The organism is Paucidesulfovibrio longus DSM 6739 (assembly GCF_000420485.1).
GTDB lineage: Bacteria > Desulfobacterota > Desulfovibrionia > Desulfovibrionales > Desulfovibrionaceae > Paucidesulfovibrio > Paucidesulfovibrio longus.
This window is the reverse complement of the sequence record NZ_ATVA01000012.1, coordinates 158,672-181,265: the sequence shown is the minus strand read 5'-3', so window position 1 is coordinate 181,265 and position 22,594 is coordinate 158,672. Positions and strand designations below refer to the sequence as shown.

Genomic DNA, 22,594 nt, shown 5'->3' with positions numbered 1-22,594 from the left:
TTCGCGCGCCGTCCGTTCGCCTGCCCCGAACCAATACCTCCGCAAAGGAATCGACATGTTTCAAGAAAGCCTGACCTGCGCCGCCCCCAAAACCCTGAGCATCGTCACCAGCGCCCTGCACGAGTTCGCCGAATCCCTGGGCGCGGCAGTGGACGCCCGCGACCGCCACACGCGCCAGCATTCCGAGGAGGTGGCCCAGGTGGCCCACGCCCTGGCCCTGCGCCTGGGGCTGCCCGGATGCCAGGCCGACGTGATCCACGTGGCCGCGCACCTGCACGACGTGGGCAAGATCGGCCTGCCGGACGCGGTGCTCTTCAAGCCCGGGCCCCTGGACGCCGCGGAGTGGACCCTGCTCAAGCGGCACCCGGAAATCGGCGCGGACATCGTCCGGCCCGTGCGCGCGCTCTGCGACTGCGGCGTGCGCGAGATGATCCTGCACCACCACGAACGCTTCGACGGCCAGGGCTACCCGCACGGACTGCGGGGCGCGGCCATTCCCCTGGGGGCGCGCATCATCGCCGTAGCCGACAGCCTCTCGGCCATGATGCAGAACCGGCCCTACCGTCCGGCCATGCCTTTTGCCTCGGCCAGGGAGGAAATCCTGCGCTGCTCCGGGAGCCAGTTCGACCCCGGGGTGGTGGCGGCCTTCGAGCGCTGCGCGCCCATGATCGGACAGCTCATGGAAATGCTCGCCGAGTAGCGGCCCGACCCGATCCGCAGACGAGAACGGCCCGGCCTCCCGCAAGGGGAAGCCGGGCCTTCAAGCGAGGAAGGAGGGTAGTAACTCCTAATGATCGCAGGTATTGGCGCCGGTCTGGAGGGTTCCCTCCAGCCAGCTCTTGAGAACCTCTTCCGGATCCACGGACGGCGCGCCCACGAGCACCTGCACGCCCTCTTCCTTGAGCAGGGACTGGGCCTTGGCGCCCATGCCGCCCGCAAGGACGAGATCCACCTTCAGCCCGGCGATCCACTTGGGGAACACGCCCGGCTCATGCGTCGGCGGGGTTTCGTTGGTGCTCGCGACAACGCCCTTGGTCGCGGTGTCGATGTCGTAGACCGCGAACTGCTGGCAATGGCCGAAGTGCTGGCAGAGCTTGCCCTCGGCAACGGGCAGGGCCACGCGCAGGGAGCCGTTGCCCTTGGCGAGCCGCTCCAGGGTGGGCAGCTCGCTCGCGGGCTTTTCCTGAAGGCTGTCGGCCATCTTGAGCATGGGCTTGATGACCCGGTTGAACGCCTGGGCAGCCGGGCTGTCGTGCTCGACCTTGACGTAGGGGAAGCCCTCGTCCGCGGAACGGGCCACTTCCGGCTCGATGGGGATGCGTCCCAGGAAGGGCACGTTCATCTCGCGGGCCAGGGCCTCGCCGCCGCCGGAATTGAAGATGTTGTAGACCTTGCCGCAGTCCGGGCAGGCGAAGCCGGACATGTTCTCCACGATGCCCAGCACGGGGTTGCCCACCTGGCGGCAGAAGGTCACGGAGCGGCGCACGTCGTCGATGGCCACGCCCTGGGGGGTGGTCACGATCACGGCGTAGGCTTCCGGGCCGATGGTCTGGAGCGCGGAAAGAGGCTCGTCGCCCGTGCCCGGGGGGCAGTCCACGATGAGGAAATCGAGGTCGCCCCAGGCCACGTCGCGCACGAACTGCTTGATCAGGCCCATCTTGACCGGGCCGCGCCAGATCACCGCGTCGTCGCGGCTGGGCAGCATGAAGCCCAGGGACATGACCCAGAGGTTCTTGCTCCAGGAAATGGGCTCGATGATCTCGTGGCCGATGTGGGGCTGCTTGTCCTGCATGCTGAGCAGGCGGGGAATGCTGGGACCGTGCACGTCCACGTCGAGCAGGCCGACCTGCTTGCCCGCCAGGGCCAGGCCCACGGCGATGTTCGTGGCCACGGTGGACTTGCCCACGCCGCCCTTGCCGGAAAGGACCACGATCTTGTGCTTGATGCGGGAAAGGGTCTTCGTCAGTTTCTGGTCTTCCGGCTCGCAACCGGAACAGCCGCCAGCGCCCTGGTTGGACGAGCAGCTGCCGCAAGCGTCACTCATGTTCTTCTCTCCCCTTGAAGTGTATTGCAGGTCCGGCCCGCGCCTTTGCGCGGCGTTTCCCGGATTGCTTGAACTAATCACCGCAGCGCGATTGTCAACGCGCGGAATCGGCCTGCGCGGCGTCTACCAGTGGCCTTCCTTGTCCGGACCGTCCGCCGGGGCCAGCTTGCCCGCCTTGTAGGCTTCGAGATTCTCCCCCGCGCTTCCCTGCGCTCCGAGGTAGACCTTGATGCCGCCCTTTTCCAGGGCCAGGAAAGCCTTGGGGCCCATGTGCCCGGTGATCACCGCGGCCGCGCCCGCGCCCGCCACGGTCTGGGCCGACTGGATGCCCGCGCCCTGCGGCAGGCTGAGGTTCTGCTCGTTGTCCACGTATTCGGTCGTCCCTGTTTCCAGGTCGTGGAGCAAAAATCCCGCTGCGCGGCCGAACCGGGGGTCCATCCTGCTCTCCAGGCCCGGTCCCTCGCTGCTGATGGCTACTTTCATGCTTTGTTCTCCTTTTTCCGTTGCGGCGCGAGCCATGCCCTCGGCAAAACGTCGGCAGCGCGGCCCCAGTCCGGGCGGCCTTTTCTGGGATTGTCCCGGATCGGCCCGCCCGTCATCGAAACCGCCGCGACGGCATCGGCAGCCCGGCATGGACAGCCGGTCCAGCTCGTCCTTGCGAAACGCCTCCAGCACCTCGTCCACCCCGCCGCGAAGCCAGGGACGCAGGTCCATGCCGGAGGATTCCAGGGTCTTGCGCACGCCGCCGCAAACCCCGCCGCAGACGAGAAGGTTTACCCCGCAGGCCAATATGGCGGATGTCCTGTCCGTTGGGTCCTTTGAGGGAAGGGATACGTGGCCCGCGGGGTAAATATTCTTCTCGTCGTCGACGCGGTAGAGCCGGAACTCGCTGGCGTTCTCGAAAACCGAGGCTAGTCGGTCCTGATAACAGGCAAGGCATACGATCATGTTTCCGGCTCGTCGGGCTTGGCGCGGCTGCGCCGCTGTTTGGGACAGGCAAAGCATCCCGCGTGCCGCGATTGAATCTTGCAATGATTTCGCGGCGCAAAACAAATACGCCCGCAGAGCGCGGGCGCAAAAAGCTGCAAAATGAGTCGGCCCGAAAGAGGCCAGGGCGAATTATGCGCCCAGCGTGCGGCAGCGGTCGAGCATGCGGCGCAGGGTGTCCTTGGAAATGCCCAGCTCGCGGCAGGTGGCCATCTTCCGGCCCTGGTTGCGCTTGAGCGCGCGCAGAACCGCCCGGCACTTGATCTCCTCCAGGCTGCCGCCCGGCTCGTAGATGCTCTCTTCGGACGGCCGATGCGGCTGGAGGTTTTCCGGCAGGTGCTCCACCTGGATGAAGCCCTCCTGGCAGAGGATGAAGGCGTATTCGAGGATGTTTTCCAGCTCGCGCACGTTGCCGGGAAAGTCGTGGCGCAGGAAGATGGAAAGCACGTCCTCGCTGACGCCCTCCACGTTGCGGCCGAGCAGCGCGTTGTGGCGCTGGATGAAGTGGTCGATGAGCAGGGGCAGATCCTCGCGGCGCTCGCGCAGGGGCGGCAGGCGCAGCGTGACCACGTTCAGGCGGTAGAAGAGATCCTGGCGGAACTCGCCGCCGGCCACGCGCTCTTCCAGGTTGCGGTTGGTGGCGGCCACGATGCGCACGTCCGTGGGCACGGTCTTGGTGCCGCCCAGCGGCTCGAAGGACTTCTCCTGCAAGACGCGCAGCAGCTTGACCTGGAGCTTGCCCGGCAAGTCGCCGATTTCGTCCAGAAAGATCGTCCCGCCCGCAGCCAGCTCGAAACGGCCCGGCTTGTCCTTCTTGGCGTCCGTGAATGCGCCCGCCTTGTAGCCGAAAAGCTCGCTCTCCAGCAGCGTGTCCGGCAGAGCTCCGCAGTTCACGGCCACGAACGGTCCGTTGCGCCGCGAGCTGAGGTTGTGGATCGCGCTGGCGAAAAGCTCCTTGCCCGTGCCGGACTCGCCGAGCAAAAGCACCGTGGCCTCGCTCTTGGAAATCTGCGGCATGATCTGAAACACCTTGGTCAAGGCCTGGCTTTTGCCGACGATGTCCTCGAAGGTGTAAAGATCGCTGACCTTCTTGCGCATGAGGTGGATCTCTGTCAGGTCGCGGAACGTCTCCACCCCGCCGATGTGGCGGCCTTCGTTGTCATGCAGGGCCGAAGCCGAAATGGACACCGGAATCTTCTCCCCGTCGGAACGGAGGATGAACTTGGTCCGGTTGACCACCTGCACGCCCTCCTTGATGCACTCGCCAAGGGCGCAATCCCCGTCGCAAAGCCCGCTTCGCAAGACCTCCCAACACTTCGCGCCCAGGGCGTCCTCCTGGCTCGTGCCCGTGATGCGCGCCGCCGCACTGTTGAAGTAGGTGATGTTCCAGTCGTGGTCCACCGTGAACACGCCGTCCGCCAGGGAGTCGAGCACGGCTTCGCAGGGCAGGTTCTTGGGAAAAGGCATATGCGCTCCATCGGGCCGGGAGCCCGTTTTCATCATGCGGGGCAAACCCGTTGTCTGCTTTCGCGTCTGCCCGTTTGCACCTAGATAAGTGCCCCCGGCAACTTGCGCAAGGCAAAGCAGTACGATTCTCTGCCACCTTAGCGGGAGGAAATGCGGGAGTCCATGAGAATGGGGGGAACGCAAGGATGAAGAAGGAGGCGGCGCGGAGAGATTCCTGCGTCGCCTTTCTCGTTTGGATCGGAGGGAAGCGCCTCGCAGAGCGATTGTGAAACGGCTTGCGCCTTGCAAAATTCTCGACTAGGACGTATTTTCCCATTCAGGGAAACTCCCACCCAAAAAAAGGAGTGGTGAAGATGACAACTCCTCTGCCTGAACACTCCACCATCATTGATGAATTAAGAATCAGATACCACGAAGGCCCTCTGAGCGAATTTGAAATCGCCAAATACCGCTCCATGGCCCAGACGCTCAAAACCGTGGATCCTGCCAAATATCTTTGCGTTCAGGGAATGCTGGCATGCTTTTCTGGGAAATTCGACGAGATGCGGGATTTCCATCAGAGATCTATTCGTATCTCCGAAGGCAACGCCCTTTACATTTTCAACTACGCGTGCTCGTTACGCGCAGCAGGATTTGTAAATGAAGCCCTCCCCCTCGCACTGGATGCGGTGCGTGGAGATGACATGAATTTGCGGTACCTCAACACGGCCATCTGGATCGCCTCCGTCGCTGGAAGCACGTCCCTGGAGGAATTGCTTTCGCGCTGGGAGAAGCTGAATCGCGGCGAAAAGCATGCCGTTCAGGTGGAACAGGAAGAACATAGAGAGGTTACGCGCTTCTGCCTTGAGACTTCTGGACCGTCTCTCGCCCAAATATGGGATACCCCGGAGGAAGACGCTGCGTGGGCTCATTTGCAATAGGTGAAGTCGTTCTCATCCCGTTTCCCTTCACCAATCAGAACGGTTCAAAAGTCCGACCAGCCATAGTCGTCTCCGGAGTCCCAGGGGACGACAATATCCTTTGCGCCGTCACCTCGCAGTGCCCCCATGTCATTCCCGGAGTCGAGATTCTGGAACAGGACTTCGCATCCGGTTCGCTCCGCCTGGAACCAAGTTATGCCCTGCCTTCAAAACTCCTCGTCGCGGAAGACTCTCTTATCAGAAGAGCAGTCGGAACGCTCGAACCACGTAAGATTTCGGAAATCCGCGCGGCCATCAAAACTCTTTTCGAAGATTAATCCCACCAAGCCCAAACAAAAATCGCCCCCCTCCGACCATGCCGAAGGGGGGCGATTCATTCGCTCTTTACGCAAAAACGTCTATTTCTTCGCGGCGCGGGCCTTGCGCAGCCAGTCGTACCACGGCTCCAGGCCCTCGCCCGTGCGGCAGGAAACCGGCAGCACGATGAGATCCTTGTTCAGGGCCGAGGCGTGCTTTTTGGCCACTTCCATGTCGAAGTCCACGTAGGGCAAAAGGTCCACCTTGTTCAGCAGCATCACGGTGGAGATGTGGAACATCAGGGGGTATTTTTCCGGCTTGTCGTCGCCTTCGGTCACGGAAAGCAGCGTGATCTTGTAATCCTCGCCCACTTCGAATTCGGCGGGGCAGACCAGGTTGCCCACGTTTTCCACGAAGAGGATGTCGAGATCCTTGAGGTCGAGGGACTTGAGCGATTCCTTGACCTGGGCGGAGTCGAGATGGCAGCCGCCCTCGGTATTGACCTGCACGGCCTGGGCGCCCGTGGCCGCGACGCGGCGCGCGTCGTTCACGGTTTGCAGGTCGCCTTCGATGACGGCCATCTTGAACTCGCCCTTGAGGTCCGTGAGGGTCCGCTCCAGCAGCGAGGTCTTGCCCGCGCCCGGAGAGCTCATCAGGTTCAGGACGAGGATCTTCTTCTCGGCGAAGAGGGCCTTGAGTTCGTCGGCCACGCGGTCGTTGGCCTCCAGCACATTGCGTACGACGGGAATTTCCATGGTATCCTCCTCGGGCTCTCGGCCCGCTTGGTGTCTGGTCGGCGGCATTTCCGGCCTGCCCGGCCTGGGCAGGGCGGCGCGCCGCGCCTGGCTACTCTTGCCGGGCCGCGTCCTTGTTCGAGCCCTCGTCGGATTCTTCGTCCGAGTCTTCGACCTCGATGTTTTCGATCAGGAATTCCCGTCCCGAAACCACGGCGTGGCCAATTTCCTGCCCGCAGGCCGGGCAGGCGGCGAGCATGGCGCTCTGGGCTTCGAATTCCTTTTGGCAGGAGAAGCAGCGCAGCACGAGCGGCGTATCGTTGACCACGATGTCGCAGCCTTCGAACTGCGTGCCCGGAGTCAGGGCCTCCCAGGCGAAGAGGATCGAGTCCGTGACCACTCCGGCCAACCGGCCGTTCTGGAGCGTGACCTTGGTGATTTTGCCGAGGCTTTTGCGGTCCCGCTCGTCCGCGAGAATATTCATGATGCTTTCTATGAGCGACATTTCATGCATGGCAAACGGGCTTACCGCAAAACCCGCGACGCGGCAAGGCGAATGCGCCGGGAACCTGTCCGGGCGGGAATGCGGAACCGAGATCCCAGGTCCGCCGCCGAGGCTCGAGCGCGCCCGGAGAATCTTTCGATCCGTCTGGTTTTCGGCGCGGCCAAAACAGGTTGGCACGCCTCGCATCCTGGCCCGCGCAAGCCTGCCCGGCCCGGCTTCGGAGCGCTCCCCCCCTTGACTTATAACGCAATTCCGGGTTCATAAGGAATTGAGACCCTGCGAACGCCGTTCACGGGTCGGTTTACGCCGTTTACTGAAAAGAGGTCACGCTCACGCTGGGAAGTCAATAACCGGATCATTGCAGACTCGCGCAAGGAGATACGCCATGTACGTCGGACTCAAGATGCTCAAGAACTTCGTCACCGTCACCCCGAAGACCCTGGTCAAGGACGCCGAGAAGCTATTGGAGGAAAACCGCCTCTGGAAGCTCCTGGTGATGGAGGGCGACAAGCTCGTCGGCTACGTGCGCAAGAACGACATCGCGCGGGCGCTTCCCAGCCTGGTGACGTCGCTGGATCGGCATGAGCTGAACTACCTGCTCTCCAAGCTGACCATCGACAAGATCATGCGCACGAACATCGAAGTCATCTCCCCCGACGTGGAGATCGAGATCGCGGCCAAGCGCATGTCCGACGACGACCTGGCCGGGCTGGCCGTGGTCGATGAGGCCGGGGAACTCCTAGGATACATCAACCGCAACATCATGCTCGACGTGTTCGTCGAGGAGATGGGCATGAACCAGGGCGGCTCCCGCATCACCTTCGAGGTGGAGGACCGCACCGGCGTGCTGCACGAGGTATCCGGCGTCATCAAGGACATGGGCATGAGCATCATCTCGACCGCGACCTTCTACCACGACGGCATGCGCATCGTGGTGCTTCGCGTGGACTCTCCCGATCCCAAGCCCGTGGAGGCGGCCATCGCGGCCAGGGGATTCAGGATCGTGAGGGCGAAGGACTTTGAAAGCGAATGGCAACATTAGAAGACAAACGACCGCTGCTTGAAATAAAAGACGTCACCCTCACCTTTCGCGGCATCGCCGCGCTGGTCGACGTGGGCTTCGAGGTCGAGAGGGGGAGCATCTGCTCCCTCATCGGCCCGAACGGAGCCGGGAAGACCAGCATGCTCAACTGCATCAGCGGCCGGTACACCCCGGACAAAGGTGAAATCCTGCTCGACGGCGGGCCGCTCCTCGGGGTTCCGACCCACGCCCGCACCGCTCGCGGACTTTCCCGCACCTTCCAGAACATCGCGCTCTTCCGGGGCCTTTCCGTGCTCGACAACCTCATGGTCGGCCGCCACAGCCGCATGAAGTACGGCCTGTTCTCGGCCCTGCTCTACTGGGGCCGCTGCTCCCGCCACGAAGACGAGCACCGCCGCCGCGTGGAAGACGTCATCGACTTTCTCGGCCTCTCGCCCTACCGCCACACCCCGGCGGGCAAGCTGCCCTACGGCGTGCAGAAGCGCGTGGAACTGGGACGCGCCCTGGCCGCGGAGCCGGACCTGATCCTGCTGGACGAGCCCATGGCGGGCATGAACCTGGAGGAGACGGAAGACATGGCCCGCTACATCCTGGACATCTGCGAGGAGTGGGGAACCACGGTCCTGCTCGTGGAGCACGACATGGGCGTGGTCATGGACATTTCGGACCGCGTGGTGGTGCTCGACTTCGGGTCGGTGCTCGCCTCCGGCAGGCCCGAAGAGGTGCAGCGGGACGCGGGCGTCATCGCCGCCTACCTCGGCACCCAGGACGCCACCTTCGCGGGGAGATAGGCATGCGCGACTACGAAACCACCCTTCCGGCCCTGCTGCTCGGACAGGCGAGCGAGCGTCCACATCGCGACGCCATGCGCGAAAAGCAGTGGGGCGTCTGGCAGTCTTACTCCTGGGCGGACTACGCCCTCATCGCCGCGGAATTCGCCGAGGGCCTTGCGGCCATGGGCTTCGGCAAGGGCGACATCGTCATCTTCATCGGCGACAACCGCCCCGAATGGCTCTGGGGCGAGCTGGCGATCCAGTCCCTGGGCGGGCTGGCCCTGGGCCTGTACCAGGACTCCGCCGCCGAGGAGGTCGCCTACGTCTTCCAGCTCACCGAGGCCCGCCTGGTCGTGGCCGAGGACCAGGAGCAGGTGGACAAGGTGCTGGAGATGCGCTCCGGCCTGCCCCGTCTCGAACACATCATCTACCACGATCCCAAGGGCATGGCCGCCTACGAGCAGGAAGTGCCGGGACTGCGCTCCTTCGAAGCGGTGCGCGCCCTGGGCCGCGAAAACAGCGACCCGCTGGCGGGCTTCCGGCGGCGGACCGAGGCCCTCTCCCCGGACGACGCCTGCCTCATCGCCACCACGTCCGGCACCACGGGCCGCCCCAAGCTGGCCATGCTTTCCCACAAGAACCTGCTGGCCATGGCCGCGAACCTGGGCAAGGCCGACCCCAAGCGGCACACGGACGAATTCGTGTCCTTCCTGCCCCTGGCCTGGATGGGCGAGCAGATGATGGCCGTGGCCTCCAGCCTGCTTTTCGGCTTCTGCGTGAACTTTCCGGAAGAGCCGGACACCGTACGCGGCGACATGCGCGAGATCGGACCGCACCTGATCTTTTCGCCGCCCCGCGTCTGGGAAAACATGGCCGCGTCCGTGCAGGTCCGGATCATGGAAACCACGCGGCTCAAGCGCGCGCTCTACAATCTCTTCCTGCCCGTGGGCATCCGCTATGCAGACGCCCTCTTCCGGGGCGAAAAGCCCGGTCCCGGCCTGCGGCTCGGCAAGCTTCTGGCGGACGTCTGCCTCTTTCGCGCCCTGCGCGACCGGCTCGGCTTTTCGCGCGTGCGCTCGGCCACCACGGGCGGCGCGGCCCTGGGACCGGATACCTTCAAGTTCTTCCACGCGCTGGGCGTGCGGCTGAAGCAGATTTACGGCCAGACCGAAATCGCGGGCATCAGCTGCATCCACAGGGACGGCGAGGTGGACTTCGATTCCGTGGGCAGGCCCATCCACGAAACCGAGCTGCGCATCAGCGAGGAAGGGGAGATCCTTTCCAAAAGCCCGGCGGTCTTCCTCGGCTACTACAAGAACGAGGCCGCCACCGCCGAGACCGTCGAGGACGGCTGGCTGCGCTCCGGCGACGCCGGGCACTTCGACGAGCTGGGCCGCCTCGTGGTCATCGACCGGCTCAAGGACGTGATGCGGCTCGAGGACGGCACGCGCTTCTCCCCGCAATTCCTTGAAAACAAGCTCAAATTCTCGCCCTACGTGCGCGAGGCCGTGGTTCTCGGCCAGGACCGCCCACACACCGCGGCGATCCTCTGCATCGACATGGACATCGTGGGCCGCTGGGCCGAGTCCAAAATGATCACCTACACCACCTACCAGGATCTCGCGGCCAAGGAGAGCGTCTACGGCTTGCTGCGCGGCGAGGTGGAGGCCATCAACCGGACGCTGCCCCGTGAAATGCGCATCCGCCGCTTCGCCCTGCTCTTCAAGGAGCTGGACGCGGACGACGGCGAGCTGACGCGCACGCGCAAGGTCCGGCGGGGGGTCATTTCCGAGCGCTACGGCGCGCTGGTCCAGGCGCTCTACACCGACGCCTGCGCCCTGAGCCTGGAAACGGAAATCAAGTATCAGGACGGACGCTCGCGCAGCATGTGCGGGGAGATCCGCATCGAAGCAACCACGGGGGAAAGCGCCTGATGGAACAATATCTCCAACTCGTAATCAACGGCCTCGTGGTCGGCTCCATCTACTCGCTGGTGGCCCTCGGCTTCGTGATCATCTACAAGGCCACCAAGGTGGTCAACTTCGCCCAGGGCGAGCTGGTCATGGTCGGCGCGTACATCTGCTTCTCGCTGACCGTGCAGTTCCACATCCCCTTCTTCTGGTCCTTCCTGCTGACCCTCGGCTTTTCCGTGCTGCTCGGCCTGTGCATCGAGCGCCTCGCGCTCCGGCCGCTCATCGGCGAGTCGGGCATCAGCGTGATCATGGTCACCATCGGCCTTTCCTCGGTGCTGCGCTCCCTGGTGCAGCTCGTCTGGGGCCACGACCTCCAGGTCTATCCGCAGGTGCTGCCCACGGACCCCGTATTCATCGCGGGCCTGCCCGTGGCCCCGGTCTACATCGCGGCCCTGGCGCTCTCGGCCCTGCTCTTCGCCGTGTTCACGCTCTTCTTCAAATACTCCCGCCTGGGCATCGCCATGCGCGCTACGGCCCACGACCAGCAGGCCGCCCAGTCCATGGGCATCAGCGTGAAGAACATCTTCGCGCTCTCCTGGTGCATCGCCGCCGTGGTCAGCAGCATCGGCGGGCTGATCCTCGGCAACATCAACGGCATCGACCCGCACCTGGGCCACCTCGGCCTCGCGGTCTTCCCGGCGGTCATCCTCGGCGGGCTGGACAGCCTGCTCGGCGCGGCCGTGGGCGGCCTTTTGATCGGCGTCATCGAAAACGTCTGCGACGGACTGGCCGTGAACCTTTTCGGCCTGGGCGGCTTCAAGGAAGTGGCGGCCTTCGTGGTCCTGGTGATCATTCTCATGATCCGGCCCTACGGCCTGTTCGGAACCGAAGAGATCGAGAGGGTCTAAATGCAGGGCAAATGCGGACTTTACTTCACGACCTATGCGGGCGAACGACAGCTCTTCGCCACCTGGACCTCGCGCGGCTGGCTCGCGGCGCTGCTCCTGGCCCTGGCCCTGCTCCCGGCCTACGTCGGCACCTACTACGTGACCATCGTGAACACGGTGCTCATCTCGGTCATGGCCGCCGCCTCCCTGAACCTGCTCACGGGCGTGTGCGGCCAGATCAGCCTGGGCCACGCCGCGTTCATGGGCGTCGGGGCCTACGGCGCGGCCTTCGCGCTCACGCGGGGCGTGCCTTTCATTCCGGGCGTGCTCTTCGGCGGGCTTTGCGCCGCCGTGGTGGGCATGTTCTTCGGCATCCCCTCCCTGCGGCTCAAGGGCATCTACCTCGCCATCGCCACCCTGGCGGCCCAGCTCATCCTCCAGTTCGTGTTCCTGCACTGGGACGCGGTCACGGGCGGCTCCTCCGGCATCCTGCTCCAGCATCCGGTCATCCTGGGCTTCGACTTCGACACCCATGAAAAACGCTACTATCTTTTCCTGGCGGCCACCGTGCTGGTGCTGCTCCTGCTCTCCAACCTGATGCGCTCGCGCTTCGGCCGCGCCTTCGTGGCCATCCGCGACTACCACCTCTCCGCGGAAATCGCGGGAGTCAGCCTGTTCCGGTTCAAGCTCTACGCCTTCGCGGTCAGCTCGTTCCTGGCGGGCGTGGCCGGGGCGCTGCTCGTGCACCGGACCATGAAGGTCTCCCTGGACAACTTCACCATCGACATGTCCATCTCGTACCTGGCCATGATCATCGTGGGCGGCCTCGGTTCCATTTCCGGCGCGGTCATGGGGGCCGTCTTCCTCGCGCTGCTGCCCGTGGGTCTGGGCATGGCCGCGGGCTCGCTCTCCGGCGTGTTTCCGGACATCACCAGCCAGATCGCGGCGCTCAAGGAAGGCGTGTTCGGGCTCGTGGTCATCCTATTTCTCATCTTTGAGCCTGAAGGGCTGGCCCATCGCTGGCGCCTGGTCAAGGCCTACTGGAAACTCTACCCCTTCGCCCACTAGCGGCGCCAAAGGCGCACAAGGACGAAGGCCGAGATAACAAACATGGCGGACCCGGCGGGCGAAAGACCCGACCGGTCCCGCCCAAACAGCTTCGCCGCAACCCCCAACAAGAGGAGGCGTCTTATGCGTTCCATCTTCAAACGGACGGCCCTTGCCGCCCTGATCGCGGCTGCCACCCTGCTCGTCGCCTGCGGCGGCGGAGAGGACAAACCCGCCGCCAGCGCCGCGGAAAAAGCGGCTGAAGTCATGCCGATCAAGATCGGGGCCATGATCGACCTTTCCGGCCCCACCTCCGAGGTCGGCAACCCCTACGCCGACGGCATCAAAGCCTGCGTGCAGTACCTCAACGACTCCGGCGGCATTGCCGGGCGTCCCCTGGAACTGCTCCTGGAGGACACGGGCTACAAGGCCGAACGCGGCCAGGACATCTACAACCGCTTCGTGTTCCAGGAGAAGGTCGTGGCCATCCAGGGCTTCGGCACGGCCGTGACCCAGGATCTCAAGCAGTCCGTGGCCAGCGACAAGACCCCGAACTTCTCGGCCTCCTACTCCGCGGACCTCACGGACCCGAAGCAGGCGCCCTACAACTTCTTCATCGCCGCAGACTACTCCACCCAGCTGCGCGCGGCCCTGAAATACTTCCGCGACAACTGGACCGGCGAGGGCGCGCCCAAGCTGGCCTTCGTCTATCCGGACCACCCCTACGGCAAGACCCCCATCCCGGCGGGCAAGGAATACGCCGTTGAGCTGGGCTTCGAGATCGTGGGCGAGGAAAACGTCTCCCTCGGTGCCAAGGAAGCGGACGCCAACCCGGCCATCATCCGGCTCAAGGAACTCGCTCCGGACTTCGTCTGGATCGGCGGCACCACCAAATCCACCGCAGCCATCTGCAAGGCGGCCAAGGCCAACAGCTTCGCGCCCACCTTCTTCGTGGACATCTGGGGCGCGGACGAAGACCTCGTGCGGCTGGCCGGAGAGGCGGCCGAAGGCGTTGTTTCGCTCCAGGCTGCGGCTGTCTACGGGCAGGACGTGCCCGGTATGGAAATCATCAAGAAGTACACCGACAACCAGCCCAAGATGACCCACTTCGTGCGCGGCTTCGCTTCCATGCTGGTCATGGCCGAGGGGCTCAAGCTGGCGGCGGCGAACGGCGAGATCACCGGCGAATCGCTGAAGGCTTCGCTGGAAACCCTCAAGGACTTCGACCCCATGGGTCTGACTCCCAAGATCAGCTACACTCCTGAGGACCACCGCCCGAACATGGCCGTGTTCCTCTATCGCATCGAAGGCGGCAAGCTGCACTTCCTGGCCGAGCAGATTCTCGACCGCCGCCCCGAATGGCTCGGCATGTAGGACGGAGGAAATCGTGGACGTATTGCGGGTCGAAAACCTCGAGGTGGTCTACAACGACGTGGTCCTGGTGCTCAAAGGGCTTTCCCTGTCCTGTCCGGAGGGGGAGATAACCGCCCTGCTCGGCGCCAACGGCGCGGGCAAGTCCACCACGCTCAAGGCCGTCTCCGGGCTGCTCGCCGCCGAGGACGGGGAGGTCACGGACGGCGCGATCCACTACGACGGCAGTCCCATCCACGGGCTCGCGCCGGAGAAGGTGGTCCGGCGAGGCGTGTTCCAGGTCATGGAAGGACGGCGCATCTTCGAGGATCTCAGCGTGGAGGAAAACCTGCGCTGCGGAGCCTTCACCCGGCCCCGCAGCGAGTTCGCCGAGAGCCTGGAAAAGGTCTACGGCTACTTCCCGCGCCTCAAGGAACGCCGCAAGCAGCTCGCGGGCTACATGTCCGGCGGCGAGCAGCAGATGCTGGCCATCGGCCGCGCCGTCATGGCCCGGCCTCGGCTGCTGCTGCTCGACGAGCCTTCGCTGGGCCTCGCGCCCCTGCTCGTGGAGGAGATCTTCGGCATCGTCCGGCAGATCAACGAGCAGGAAAAGGTCACCGTGCTGCTCGTGGAGCAGAACGCCCGCGCCGCGCTCTCCGTGGCCGGACACGGCTACATCATGGAGAACGGCCGCATCGTGCTCGACGGCAAGGCCGCCGACCTGCTCACGAACCCGGACGTGCAGGAGTTCTACCTCGGCATGGGCGGGCAGGGCGACAAGCGCAGCTACCGCGACGTGAAGCACTACCGGCGCAGAAAGCGCTGGCTGGGCTAGGCCGAGGCAGGAAGCGGCAGAGAGAGGCAGAGAGAAAAGGAAAAGGCAGGGAGGGAACCTTTCTGAAGAAAGGTTCCCTCCCTGCCTCCCTCCAAAGACTTTCACCGCTCGCGGCTCCCGCCGCTCGACAGAATACGCGCCGAAGCGCAAACGCGGCTCGGCCCAAGGCGCGGCGACACGCTTTCGCCGCTGCATCCCATCTATACGCGGAAGTGATTTTGGCGTATGTTTGCGGCAATCTCGCGATCATACCCGGAGGGAGCCATGTACTACCACGACCTGGAGACCGAGTCCCGAGCGCGGCGGCGCAAGCGCAAATGGCTTGCGCTGGAAACCCTGCTTGAGAAGGCCTGGATGTATTCCAACGAATTCAAGGCCCGCATGGGCGCGGCCGGACTCACGGAAAAGGACATCCGGCACATGGACGACTTTTCCAGAATTCCCGTGCTGCGCAAGAAGGAGATCATCGGGCTTCAGGCCGAGCAGGGCCTGGACTGGATGCTCACACGGGAAATCGGCGAACTGCGGCGCATCTATCAGTCTCCCGGCCCGATCTTCGACCCCGAAGGCGCGGACGCGGACTACTGGGGCTGGGCCGAGGGCTTCTACGCTGCGGGATTCCGACCCCGCGACGTGGTCCAGATGACCTTTTCCTACCACCTGACCCCGGCGGGCCTGATGCTGGAAGAGCCGCTGCGCTGCATCGGCTGCGCCGTGATCCCGGCGGGGCCGGGCAACACCGAGACGCAGATCGACCTGATGCGCCGTCTGCCGGTCACGGGTTTCGTGGGCATGGCCAGCTTCCTGCGCATCATCGGCGAAAAGGCCAAGGCCAAGGGCCTGGACCCGAGAACGGATTTTTCCCTGCGCGTGGCCTTCGTGGCTGCGGAAAAGCTCACGAGCACCCTGCGGCACGCCGTGGAGGAGATGTTCGGCGCAACCGTGCGCCAGGGCTACGGCACGGCGGACGTGGGCTGCATCGCCTACGAATGCGAACACGCCGAAGGCATGCACCTTTCCTCCCGCGCCCATGTGGAGATTTGCGACCCGGCCACGGGCGAGCCCCTGCCCGACGGCGAAACCGGCGAGGTGGTGGTCACGCCCTTTACCGGCGAATACCCGCTGATCCGGCTGGCCACGGGCGACCTCTCGCGCATCGTGGAAGAGCCGTGCGAATGCGGGCGCACCAGCCGCCGCCTTGCGGGCTGGCTGGGACGCGCCGACGACACGGCCAAGGTCAAGGGCCAGTTCATCTACCCGGCCCAGGTGGGCGTGGTCATGGCCGAATTCGAGGAAATCGAATGCTGGCAGATGGTGGTCAGCAACCCGAAAGGCAAGGACACGCTCACCTGCCGACTGAAGCTGCGCTCCGGCGCGGAACTGGACCACGGGGAGTTCGCCCAGGCCTTCCAGGCGCGCTGCAAGCTGCGCCCGGCCGTCGTGCCCGTGGACGAGCTGGACGAGGACGCGCCCCGTCTCGTGGACGACCGCAGCTACGCCGAGTGAACGGGCGAATCGAAAACACGCAAAGGGCGGCCCCGCATGGAGCCGCCCTTTTTTCATGCTGGTAAAATCTTCACCCGTTCGTGATTACCTGCCAGCCTTGACATGATACTCCCGTATCGGTGTATGGTTCTCAATCAACCCGCCAACCGTGCAAAACTTCAAGGAGAGCATATGGCTGCCAAGAAAATCCTCATGCTTGTCGGTGATTTCGTGGAAGATTACGAAGTCATGGTTCCCTTCCAGATGCTGCTCATGGTCGGACACGAGGTCCACGCCGTCTGCCCGGACAAAAAAGCGGGACAGACCGTGCGCACCGCGATCCACGACTTCGAGGGCGACCAGACCTATTCGGAAAAGCCCGGCCACAATTTCCTGCTCAACGCGGACTTCGACAAGGTCGATGCGGACGAGTACGACGCCCTGGTCATCCCCGGCGGACGCGCGCCCGAATATCTGCGCCTGAACGCCAAGGTCATCGAGATCGTGCAGAAGATCGCCGCCGCCAAAAAGCCCATCGCCGCCATTTGCCACGGCCCGCAGATCCTGGTTTCCGCTGGCGTGCTCAAGGGCAAGACCTCCACGGCCTACCCCGCGGTCATGCCCGACGTCGTGGACGCGGGCAGCACCTGGTGCGAGGTCAACGCCACGGCTTCCAACGCCTGCGTGGACGGAAACCTGGTCACTGCCCCGGCCTGGCCCGCCCACCCCGAATGGATGGCCAAGTTCCTGAAGGTGCTCGGCTCCACCATCGAGCCGTAGGCCACGGCTCTTGCGGGTCTTCCTGGCCCGGAAGATAAGAAAAGGCGGCTTCCCGAAGGAGGCCGCCTTTTTGTTCAGCTTCTCGCTATTCCGGTCGGGCCTAGTGGCCGCATCCGGAGGTGGAGCAGGAGCCGCCGGAGCAGCCGCCCCCACCGCCCACGGGATTCTGGGAATCCACGGTGAAGCCGTAATAGGTCATGTCGATGCGGATGTCCCCGGTATTGGCGAAGAGGGATTTTTCGATCACCACTTCAAATCCCTGGGACTCGAACTTTTCGTCGTCGTCGTGCAGCTCATCCAGAGCCAGCGAGAGTTTCGGGCCGGCTCAGCCGCCCGAAGCAAGGTATACCCGGATGGGCTGGACTTCCTTGCCCTCGAAGTAATTGTCGAGCTGCTGCTTTGCAGCGGCGGTGATTTCGATCATGGGAGTCCTCCTTATAGCTGTTGAACCCGTGAAGTAAGGATTCGAATCGGGTTTGTCAATGACGATGCGGGCCGATACGGATTTTCCACTGGTTGACCGTCCATGCCTTGTGCGCTAATTCTGGCCCTCGACGTGCGGCGGGGGCTTACTTCCCTCCCGCCAACCATAAGGAACGAACCGTCATGAAGACCAAAGACAGGATTCTGGACATCGCCCGCACGATGATCTCCGAAATAGGCTACCACGGCACCACCACGGCCGCGCTGGCCAAGCGCGCAGGCATATCGGAAGGCACGATCTATCGCCACTTCGAGAACAAGGAGGACATCCTCCTGCACATTCTCCAGGAGCTGGACGACAAATATTCCGCTTTTCTGCAAACCCTGCGCTTGATCACGGACGGCGACCACGGCACCATCGAACGCATCCTCCGGGGCCACGTCAAGTTCGCCTCGGACAATCTCGCGGACCTCAAGATCGTGCTCAGCTCCTACGCGCTGCTCTCGCCCTCCAAGCAGTCCATGACCACCGTCATCGAACGCATGAACGATTTCTTTTCCGATTGCATGGAACGCTCCATGAAAATGGGCGTCATCCGCGAGGTCAACGTGGAACCCACGGCCAAGGTGCTCGTGGCCATGCTGCTCGGCGTGATGCAGCTCAAGGTCTACTGGCCGGACATGGAGGGCGACCTCGACCCGGAGGCCGTGCTCTTCATCCGCCGCAGCCTGATCAAGGATCTCTAGAAGCCAACCCCAGGGAGACGCCATGGAAGAATGCGGCCTGATTCTCTCCGACAAGGGCATGGAGCGCACGCTCGAACGCCTCGCCTCCGAGCTTTCGGAGCGGCGCGGAGACGACGAGCGGCTCGTGCTGCTGGGCATCCAGCGGCGCGGGGCCGATCTCGCCGAACGCATCAAGACCCGCCTGGACAAGGCGCTGGGTCGGCGCATTCCCCTGGGAAAACTCGACATCAACCTCTACAGGGACGACTGGACCACCCTGAACATCCAGCCGAGCATCAACTGCACCGAGATTCCCTTCGACATCGAAGGCGCCAGCATCGTGCTCGTGGACGACGTGCTCTTCTCCGGACGGACCATCCGCGCCGCCCTGGAAGCGCTCCTCGACTACGGCCGCCCCAAGCGGGTGGAACTGCTGGTGCTCATCGACCGCGCCGGGCTGCGCGAGCTGCCCATCCAGGCCGACTACGTGGGCAAGCGCGTGGTCACCAAAGGCGAGGAACACGTGGACGTGCGCGTGGCGGAGCGAGATGAGGAAGACAAGGTCTGCCTGGTCAAATCCTAGGCCCGCGTCCCGCGGAGCACATCGTGCCTGATATCGATACTGAAACGCGCTGCGTCACCCTCATCGGCATCGCCGGGGCGGGCAAGTCCACCGTGGGCCGCCTTCTGGCCGAGGCCCTGGGCTGGGCGCACGTGGACACGGACAAGCTGCTCGAAGCCTACTACGGCCTGCCGCTCCAGGATCTGCTGGACGGCGTGGGCCTGCCCAAGTTCCTGGAACTGGAGGAACACCAGATCGCCAACCTCGGCGTGCAGCGCAGCGTGGTCTCCACGGGCGGCAGCGTGATCTACGGCCCCCGCGCCGTGGCCCGCATCAAGGCCATCGGCCCCGTGGTCCACCTGCACGTGGAGCCCGAAACCTTTGCCGCGCGCGTGGCCGCCGCCCCGAACAGGGGACTGGCCATCGGCGAGAAGACCAAGGAAGAACTCCACGCCGAACGCCTGCCCCTCTACAGGGCGGCCGCGGACGTGGAATTCGCCACGGACGAGCCCACTCCCGAGGAAACCGTGCGGCAGATTCTCCGCTGGCTCGAAACCGAGCAGGGCATCCTGCCGGGCAAGGGATGCGCGGCATGAAGCTGACCTCCAAAGCCGCCTTCCGCAAACTCGCGGCCCTCTACAAGCGCATGGGCGACGCCTACGCCGACGCCGCGACCAGGGTGGGGCTGAGCTGCGCCGACTGCGAAGACAACTGCTGCACCAGCTATTTTCAGCACCATACCTACGTGGAATGGGCCTACCTCTGGCACGGCCTGAACGCGCTGCCCGAAGCGCGGCGGCAGGACTACCTCGCCCGCGCCGAGGACTATGCGGCCCAGGCCCGGCAGGCCCTGGACGCGGGAGAACGGCCCAGGATCATGTGTCCGCTCAACGACGGCGGCCTCTGCGGCGTCTACGAGCACCGGCTGATGATCTGCCGCATGCACGGCGTGCCCAACGTGCTCGTCAAGCCCAACGGCCAGCGCGTGCAGTTCGCGGGCTGCTTCCGCTCCCAGGCCCTGACCCGCGAGGTGGACGACGTTTTCGTGCTCGACCGCACCCCGCTGTACCGCGACCTCGCCCGCCTGGAGATGGACTACCTGGGATCGAAGCTGCGCCAGCTTCCCCGCGTGGACCTGACCCTGGCGGAAATGCTGGTGGCCGGGCCGCCGAGATTCTGACGCCGTCCGCATGGACGCCGCCCGCATGGACGCGGCCCAGAGCGCGAAAAAGGCCGGACCAGCGAATATGCACGCGGTCCGGCCTTTTTTCGCGTCCCGTGCGCCGGTTCAGCGCAGCCGCAGATAGGAAATGAGATCGTCGATGCCGAGCAGCCGCGCATCCACGTAATTCTCGGCGTAGCGCGCAAAGGTCTTGGCCTTGCCGAAAACCGGATATTCGGTGAACTCGTCCGCAAAGCCGAGCCCCCAGTGCTCGGCCACGCGCGGATGAATGGGCATGCGGAAGTCCGGATACAGCTCGCCCATGAAGGACTCCACGCCCTGCTCCGGCTCGTCCGCATCCAGGTGGCGCAGCACCTCCCGTCCCACATGGCAAAGCAGCCGCCTGCCCGGATGGTTGACCTGATTGAAGAGCATTTCCTCCCGGAACCGCTCCAGGATCAGGTCCACGTACTTGATGGGCGTGCGCGCCTCCTTGGCGCGCTCGTGGGCCAGGGAACGCATGGTCCGCTCCTCCACCTCGGCTCCGGGAACGACGTTGCCGCGCAGGTACACGCGAAGGATCTCGGACTTGGGCAGCTTGGCCGCGATCAGCCGCTCCAGCACCTCGTCCGCGAACCCGAATTTTTCCCCGCCCTGCCAGAAAGGCCAATACCCGCGAAAAAACATGCTCGGAACCGCAAGGCTCCTGGCGGTGGTCGGCAGCTTGGCCAGGAGCCTCGGCGAGGCCAGTTCGCCCCACCGCGGCCCCTCGTCCAGGTGCTGGTAGAGAAACACGTCGCAGCGCGCCAGCTCGTCGTCCGGAATGGGTTCGCGGATGTAGTTGGTGTAGAGCCGGACCTCGTGCTCGTCGCCGAATCCGGGTACGCGGCGCAGAAAATCGGCCAGAGGCTCGCCCTGGCAATTGGCGTGCACGATGCAGAGTTTTTTCGGGGCCATGCCGCCTCCTAGCACAGCCGGGGCCAGGGACTCAACCGCCCGCGCCCGGCGGAGCGCAGCAAGCGTTGTTCAATCATTGCGAAGGATTGAGGTTGCAGCGCCAGGCGCGAGTTTGCATTCGGCCTGCGGCGGGTGTACATATCCGCCACAACAATCCCCAGGAGAATCACGACATGACGGACGATTTCAAGCAGTTGATCGGGCGCATCGCGCCTGTGGACCCGGCCCTGCGCGCTCCGGGCCAGGCCCGCCTCGACAGCCTGACCAAGCCCCAGGGCAGCCTCGGCAGACTCGAAGAGCTGGCCCTGAAAATGTACATGGCCAGCGGGGGCGCAGCCCCCCAGGCAGACCCGGCCCGAATCTACACCGTGGCCGGGGACCACGGCGTCTGCGCCGAGGGCGTGAGCGCCTTTCCCGTGGAGGTCACCCGCCAGATGGTGCTCAACTTCCTGGCGGGCGGCGCGGGCATCAACGTGCTCGCGGGCACGGTCGGGGCGGAGCTTTTCGTGGTCAACGCGGGCGTGGCCGGCGATCTCTTCGAGCCTCATCCGCAGCTGATCCAGAAACGGATCGGCCAGGGCACGGCGAACATCGCCCAGGGACCGGCCATGAGCGAAGCGGACTGCGAGCGCGCCCTGCTCCTGGGCGTCGAGCTGGCGGACCGCGCCCAGGCGGACGGCGTCCGCACCCTGCTCACGGGGGACATGGGCATCGGCAACACCACGCCCTCCACCGCGCTCTACTGCGCCTATCTCGGCCTTCCGCCCGAACAGATCACCGGACCGGGCGCGGGCCTCGGCAAGGAAGGCGTGCGCCGCAAAATCGCCGTCATCGAACGCGCCCTGGCCGCCAATGCCGAAGTCGTGGCAGGCGGCGACCCCTTTGCCGTTCTCGCGGCCCTCGGCGGCTATGAAATCGCGACTCTGGCGGGCCTCGTGCTCGGCGCGGCCAAAAACCGCCAGATGATCCTGGTGGACGGCTTCATTTCCACCGCGGCCTATGCCGCCGCCTGGAAAATCTGCCCGCATGTGGCCGAATACGCCGTGCTCAGCCATGCTTCCGCCGAACTGGGCCACAAGTCCGCCGTGGCCGGCATGGGTCTTTCGCCGTTGCTGGATCTGGGATTCCGGCTCGGCGAAGGCACGGGCGCGGCCTGCGCCCTGTTCCTGCTCCGCTCGGCAGCGGACATCTTCAACAAAATGGCGACATTTGCCGAAGCGGGCGTTTCCGAGGGCGAGTAGCGTCCGAATCCGACGCGGAAAACGAAGCCGCCCGGCCGAAATCTCGACCGGGCGGCTTACCTTGCGTTGGAGCTGCTTCTAGGCTTCACCCAGACTTCCTCCCACGGCCTGAACCAGATCTCCGCTGGCGTTGTAGGTCGCAGTGGACTCCACCGCTACGAGCTTGGCCGCCAGAGACGGGTCGGCCAGCACCTGCCGTTGAAGCCGGGCCTTATGGATGCTCTTCATTGCCTCGGCCTGAGTGGTGCCGCCGGAAGCGGCCTGCTGCACCATGGGGCGATCCATATTCAGTTCCATCAAGACCTCCCTTGCTGGATTTGTCTGATAATCTTCCCTCTGCCTGACCTATCGACGGATATTGACATTTCTTTAGGCTTCATAGTTTCGTCAATATATCCGAATAGTTGCGCTGTGGATAACGAAACAGGAAAGCCGCCGGAAACGAAAAACGCTTCCG

Annotated in this window: 25 protein-coding genes; 17 read left to right on the top strand and 8 right to left on the bottom strand. The window is 64.4% G+C overall.

Annotated features, from left to right (window positions below):
• Positions 1 to 55: 55 nt before the first annotated feature.
• A complete protein-coding gene (locus G452_RS18190; RefSeq protein ID WP_022661259.1) occupies positions 56 to 700 on the top strand; it encodes an HD-GYP domain-containing protein in 645 nt (214 codons plus the stop codon).
• A gap of 87 nt (positions 701 to 787) precedes the next feature.
• Here the strand turns inward: G452_RS18190 and G452_RS0105475 are convergent, their stop codons facing one another.
• The 3 genes from G452_RS0105475 to G452_RS0105460 form a co-directional block, all read right to left on the bottom strand.
• Positions 788 to 2,044 (bottom strand): iron-sulfur cluster carrier protein MrpORP, encoded by a 1,257-nt coding sequence (locus G452_RS0105475; protein WP_022661258.1) that lies wholly within the window; start codon positions 2,042 to 2,044, stop codon positions 788 to 790.
• Positions 2,045 to 2,167: 123 nt separating this feature from the next.
• Entirely contained in the window at positions 2,168 to 2,992 is an 825-nt protein-coding gene (locus tag G452_RS21910) for a NifB/NifX family molybdenum-iron cluster-binding protein (RefSeq protein ID WP_327077702.1), read from the bottom strand.
• Between the two features lie 171 nt (positions 2,993 to 3,163).
• Positions 3,164 to 4,498, bottom strand: a complete 1,335-nt coding sequence (locus tag G452_RS0105460; RefSeq protein WP_022661257.1) for a sigma-54 interaction domain-containing protein — start codon at positions 4,496 to 4,498, stop codon at positions 3,164 to 3,166.
• Between the two features lie 353 nt (positions 4,499 to 4,851).
• Between G452_RS0105460 and G452_RS0105455 the strand changes: the two genes are divergently transcribed.
• Both G452_RS0105455 and G452_RS21940 read left to right on the top strand, forming a co-directional pair.
• Positions 4,852 to 5,418, top strand: coding sequence for a hypothetical protein (locus tag G452_RS0105455; protein ID WP_022661256.1), 567 nt, complete (start codon positions 4,852 to 4,854; stop codon positions 5,416 to 5,418).
• Positions 5,373 to 5,735 carry a type II toxin-antitoxin system PemK/MazF family toxin gene (locus G452_RS21940; RefSeq protein WP_081650502.1) on the top strand — a complete coding sequence of 121 codons (363 nt, stop codon included), beginning with the start codon at positions 5,373 to 5,375 and terminating at the stop codon, positions 5,733 to 5,735. The genes G452_RS0105455 and G452_RS21940 overlap by 46 nt, the downstream gene beginning before the upstream one ends.
• 81 nt (positions 5,736 to 5,816) lie before the next feature.
• Here G452_RS21940 and hypB read toward each other — a convergent pair whose 3' ends face one another.
• Both hypB and G452_RS21650 read right to left on the bottom strand, forming a co-directional pair.
• On the bottom strand, positions 5,817 to 6,470 hold the full coding sequence (gene hypB, locus G452_RS0105450) for a hydrogenase nickel incorporation protein HypB (protein WP_022661255.1): 654 nt from the start codon (positions 6,468 to 6,470) through the stop codon (positions 5,817 to 5,819).
• Positions 6,471 to 6,561: 91 nt separating this feature from the next.
• Positions 6,562 to 6,954, bottom strand: coding sequence for a hydrogenase maturation nickel metallochaperone HypA (locus tag G452_RS21650; protein ID WP_022661254.1), 393 nt, complete (start codon positions 6,952 to 6,954; stop codon positions 6,562 to 6,564).
• A 385-nt stretch (positions 6,955 to 7,339) separates the two neighbouring features.
• On the opposite strand from G452_RS21650, the gene G452_RS0105440 reads away from it, so the two are divergent.
• The 9 genes from G452_RS0105440 to G452_RS0105400 all read left to right on the top strand — a co-directional run bounded on the left by G452_RS0105440 (position 7,340) and on the right by G452_RS0105400 (position 17,066).
• On the top strand, positions 7,340 to 7,996 hold the full coding sequence (locus G452_RS0105440; protein ID WP_022661253.1) for a CBS domain-containing protein: 657 nt from the start codon (positions 7,340 to 7,342) through the stop codon (positions 7,994 to 7,996).
• Positions 7,984 to 8,787: an ABC transporter ATP-binding protein gene (locus G452_RS0105435; protein ID WP_022661252.1), complete on the top strand. Its 804-nt coding sequence runs from the start codon at positions 7,984 to 7,986 to the stop codon at positions 8,785 to 8,787. Before G452_RS0105440 ends, G452_RS0105435 begins: the two co-directional genes overlap by 13 nt.
• A 2-nt stretch (positions 8,788 to 8,789) precedes the next feature.
• On the top strand, positions 8,790 to 10,703 hold the full coding sequence (locus G452_RS0105430) for an AMP-binding protein (protein ID WP_022661251.1): 1,914 nt from the start codon (positions 8,790 to 8,792) through the stop codon (positions 10,701 to 10,703).
• Entirely contained in the window at positions 10,703 to 11,590 is an 888-nt protein-coding gene (locus tag G452_RS0105425; protein ID WP_022661250.1) for a branched-chain amino acid ABC transporter permease, read from the top strand. The genes G452_RS0105430 and G452_RS0105425 overlap by 1 nt, the downstream gene beginning before the upstream one ends.
• Positions 11,591 to 12,637, top strand: a complete 1,047-nt coding sequence (locus G452_RS0105420; protein WP_022661249.1) for a branched-chain amino acid ABC transporter permease — start codon at positions 11,591 to 11,593, stop codon at positions 12,635 to 12,637.
• A 123-nt stretch (positions 12,638 to 12,760) separates the two neighbouring features.
• On the top strand, positions 12,761 to 13,990 hold the full coding sequence (locus G452_RS0105415; protein ID WP_022661248.1) for an ABC transporter substrate-binding protein: 1,230 nt from the start codon (positions 12,761 to 12,763) through the stop codon (positions 13,988 to 13,990).
• A gap of 10 nt (positions 13,991 to 14,000) precedes the next feature.
• Positions 14,001 to 14,801: an ABC transporter ATP-binding protein gene (locus G452_RS0105410; protein ID WP_162141288.1), complete on the top strand. Its 801-nt coding sequence runs from the start codon at positions 14,001 to 14,003 to the stop codon at positions 14,799 to 14,801.
• A gap of 264 nt (positions 14,802 to 15,065) precedes the next feature.
• Positions 15,066 to 16,307: a phenylacetate--CoA ligase family protein gene (locus G452_RS0105405; RefSeq protein WP_022661246.1), complete on the top strand. Its 1,242-nt coding sequence runs from the start codon at positions 15,066 to 15,068 to the stop codon at positions 16,305 to 16,307.
• Positions 16,308 to 16,478: 171 nt separating this feature from the next.
• Complete coding sequence (locus G452_RS0105400; protein ID WP_022661245.1) at positions 16,479 to 17,066, top strand: DJ-1/PfpI family protein; 588 nt, start codon at positions 16,479 to 16,481, stop codon at positions 17,064 to 17,066.
• A 100-nt stretch (positions 17,067 to 17,166) separates the two neighbouring features.
• Here the strand turns inward: G452_RS0105400 and G452_RS21815 are convergent, their stop codons facing one another.
• Entirely contained in the window at positions 17,167 to 17,490 is a 324-nt protein-coding gene (locus G452_RS21815; protein ID WP_081650500.1) for an IscA/HesB family protein, read from the bottom strand.
• A gap of 182 nt (positions 17,491 to 17,672) precedes the next feature.
• Here G452_RS21815 and G452_RS0105385 point away from each other — a divergent pair, with 182 nt between their 5' ends.
• From G452_RS0105385 to G452_RS0105370, 4 genes are read left to right on the top strand one after another with little or no spacing between them, the layout of a single operon-like run.
• On the top strand, positions 17,673 to 18,236 hold the full coding sequence (locus G452_RS0105385; RefSeq protein WP_022661244.1) for a TetR/AcrR family transcriptional regulator: 564 nt from the start codon (positions 17,673 to 17,675) through the stop codon (positions 18,234 to 18,236).
• A 22-nt stretch (positions 18,237 to 18,258) separates the two neighbouring features.
• Positions 18,259 to 18,798, top strand: coding sequence for a bifunctional pyr operon transcriptional regulator/uracil phosphoribosyltransferase PyrR (pyrR, locus tag G452_RS0105380; RefSeq protein ID WP_022661243.1), 540 nt, complete (start codon positions 18,259 to 18,261; stop codon positions 18,796 to 18,798).
• A 23-nt stretch (positions 18,799 to 18,821) separates the two neighbouring features.
• Positions 18,822 to 19,373 (top strand): homoserine kinase, encoded by a 552-nt coding sequence (gene thrB, locus G452_RS0105375; RefSeq protein WP_022661242.1) that lies wholly within the window; start codon positions 18,822 to 18,824, stop codon positions 19,371 to 19,373.
• Positions 19,370 to 19,957 carry a hypothetical protein gene (locus G452_RS0105370; RefSeq protein ID WP_022661241.1) on the top strand — a complete coding sequence of 196 codons (588 nt, stop codon included), beginning with the start codon at positions 19,370 to 19,372 and terminating at the stop codon, positions 19,955 to 19,957. The genes thrB and G452_RS0105370 overlap by 4 nt, the downstream gene beginning before the upstream one ends.
• 108 nt (positions 19,958 to 20,065) lie before the next feature.
• On the opposite strand, the gene G452_RS0105365 is transcribed toward G452_RS0105370, so the two are convergent.
• Positions 20,066 to 20,896, bottom strand: coding sequence for a WcbI family polysaccharide biosynthesis putative acetyltransferase (locus G452_RS0105365; protein ID WP_022661240.1), 831 nt, complete (start codon positions 20,894 to 20,896; stop codon positions 20,066 to 20,068).
• Positions 20,897 to 21,069: 173 nt separating this feature from the next.
• On the opposite strand from G452_RS0105365, the gene cobT reads away from it, so the two are divergent.
• Positions 21,070 to 22,137, top strand: coding sequence for a nicotinate-nucleotide--dimethylbenzimidazole phosphoribosyltransferase (cobT, locus tag G452_RS0105360; protein ID WP_022661239.1), 1,068 nt, complete (start codon positions 21,070 to 21,072; stop codon positions 22,135 to 22,137).
• 78 nt (positions 22,138 to 22,215) lie between these two features.
• Here the strand turns inward: cobT and G452_RS0105355 are convergent, their stop codons facing one another.
• Positions 22,216 to 22,434, bottom strand: coding sequence for a hypothetical protein (locus G452_RS0105355; RefSeq protein ID WP_022661238.1), 219 nt, complete (start codon positions 22,432 to 22,434; stop codon positions 22,216 to 22,218).
• Between the last annotated feature and the right edge of the window lie 160 nt (positions 22,435 to 22,594).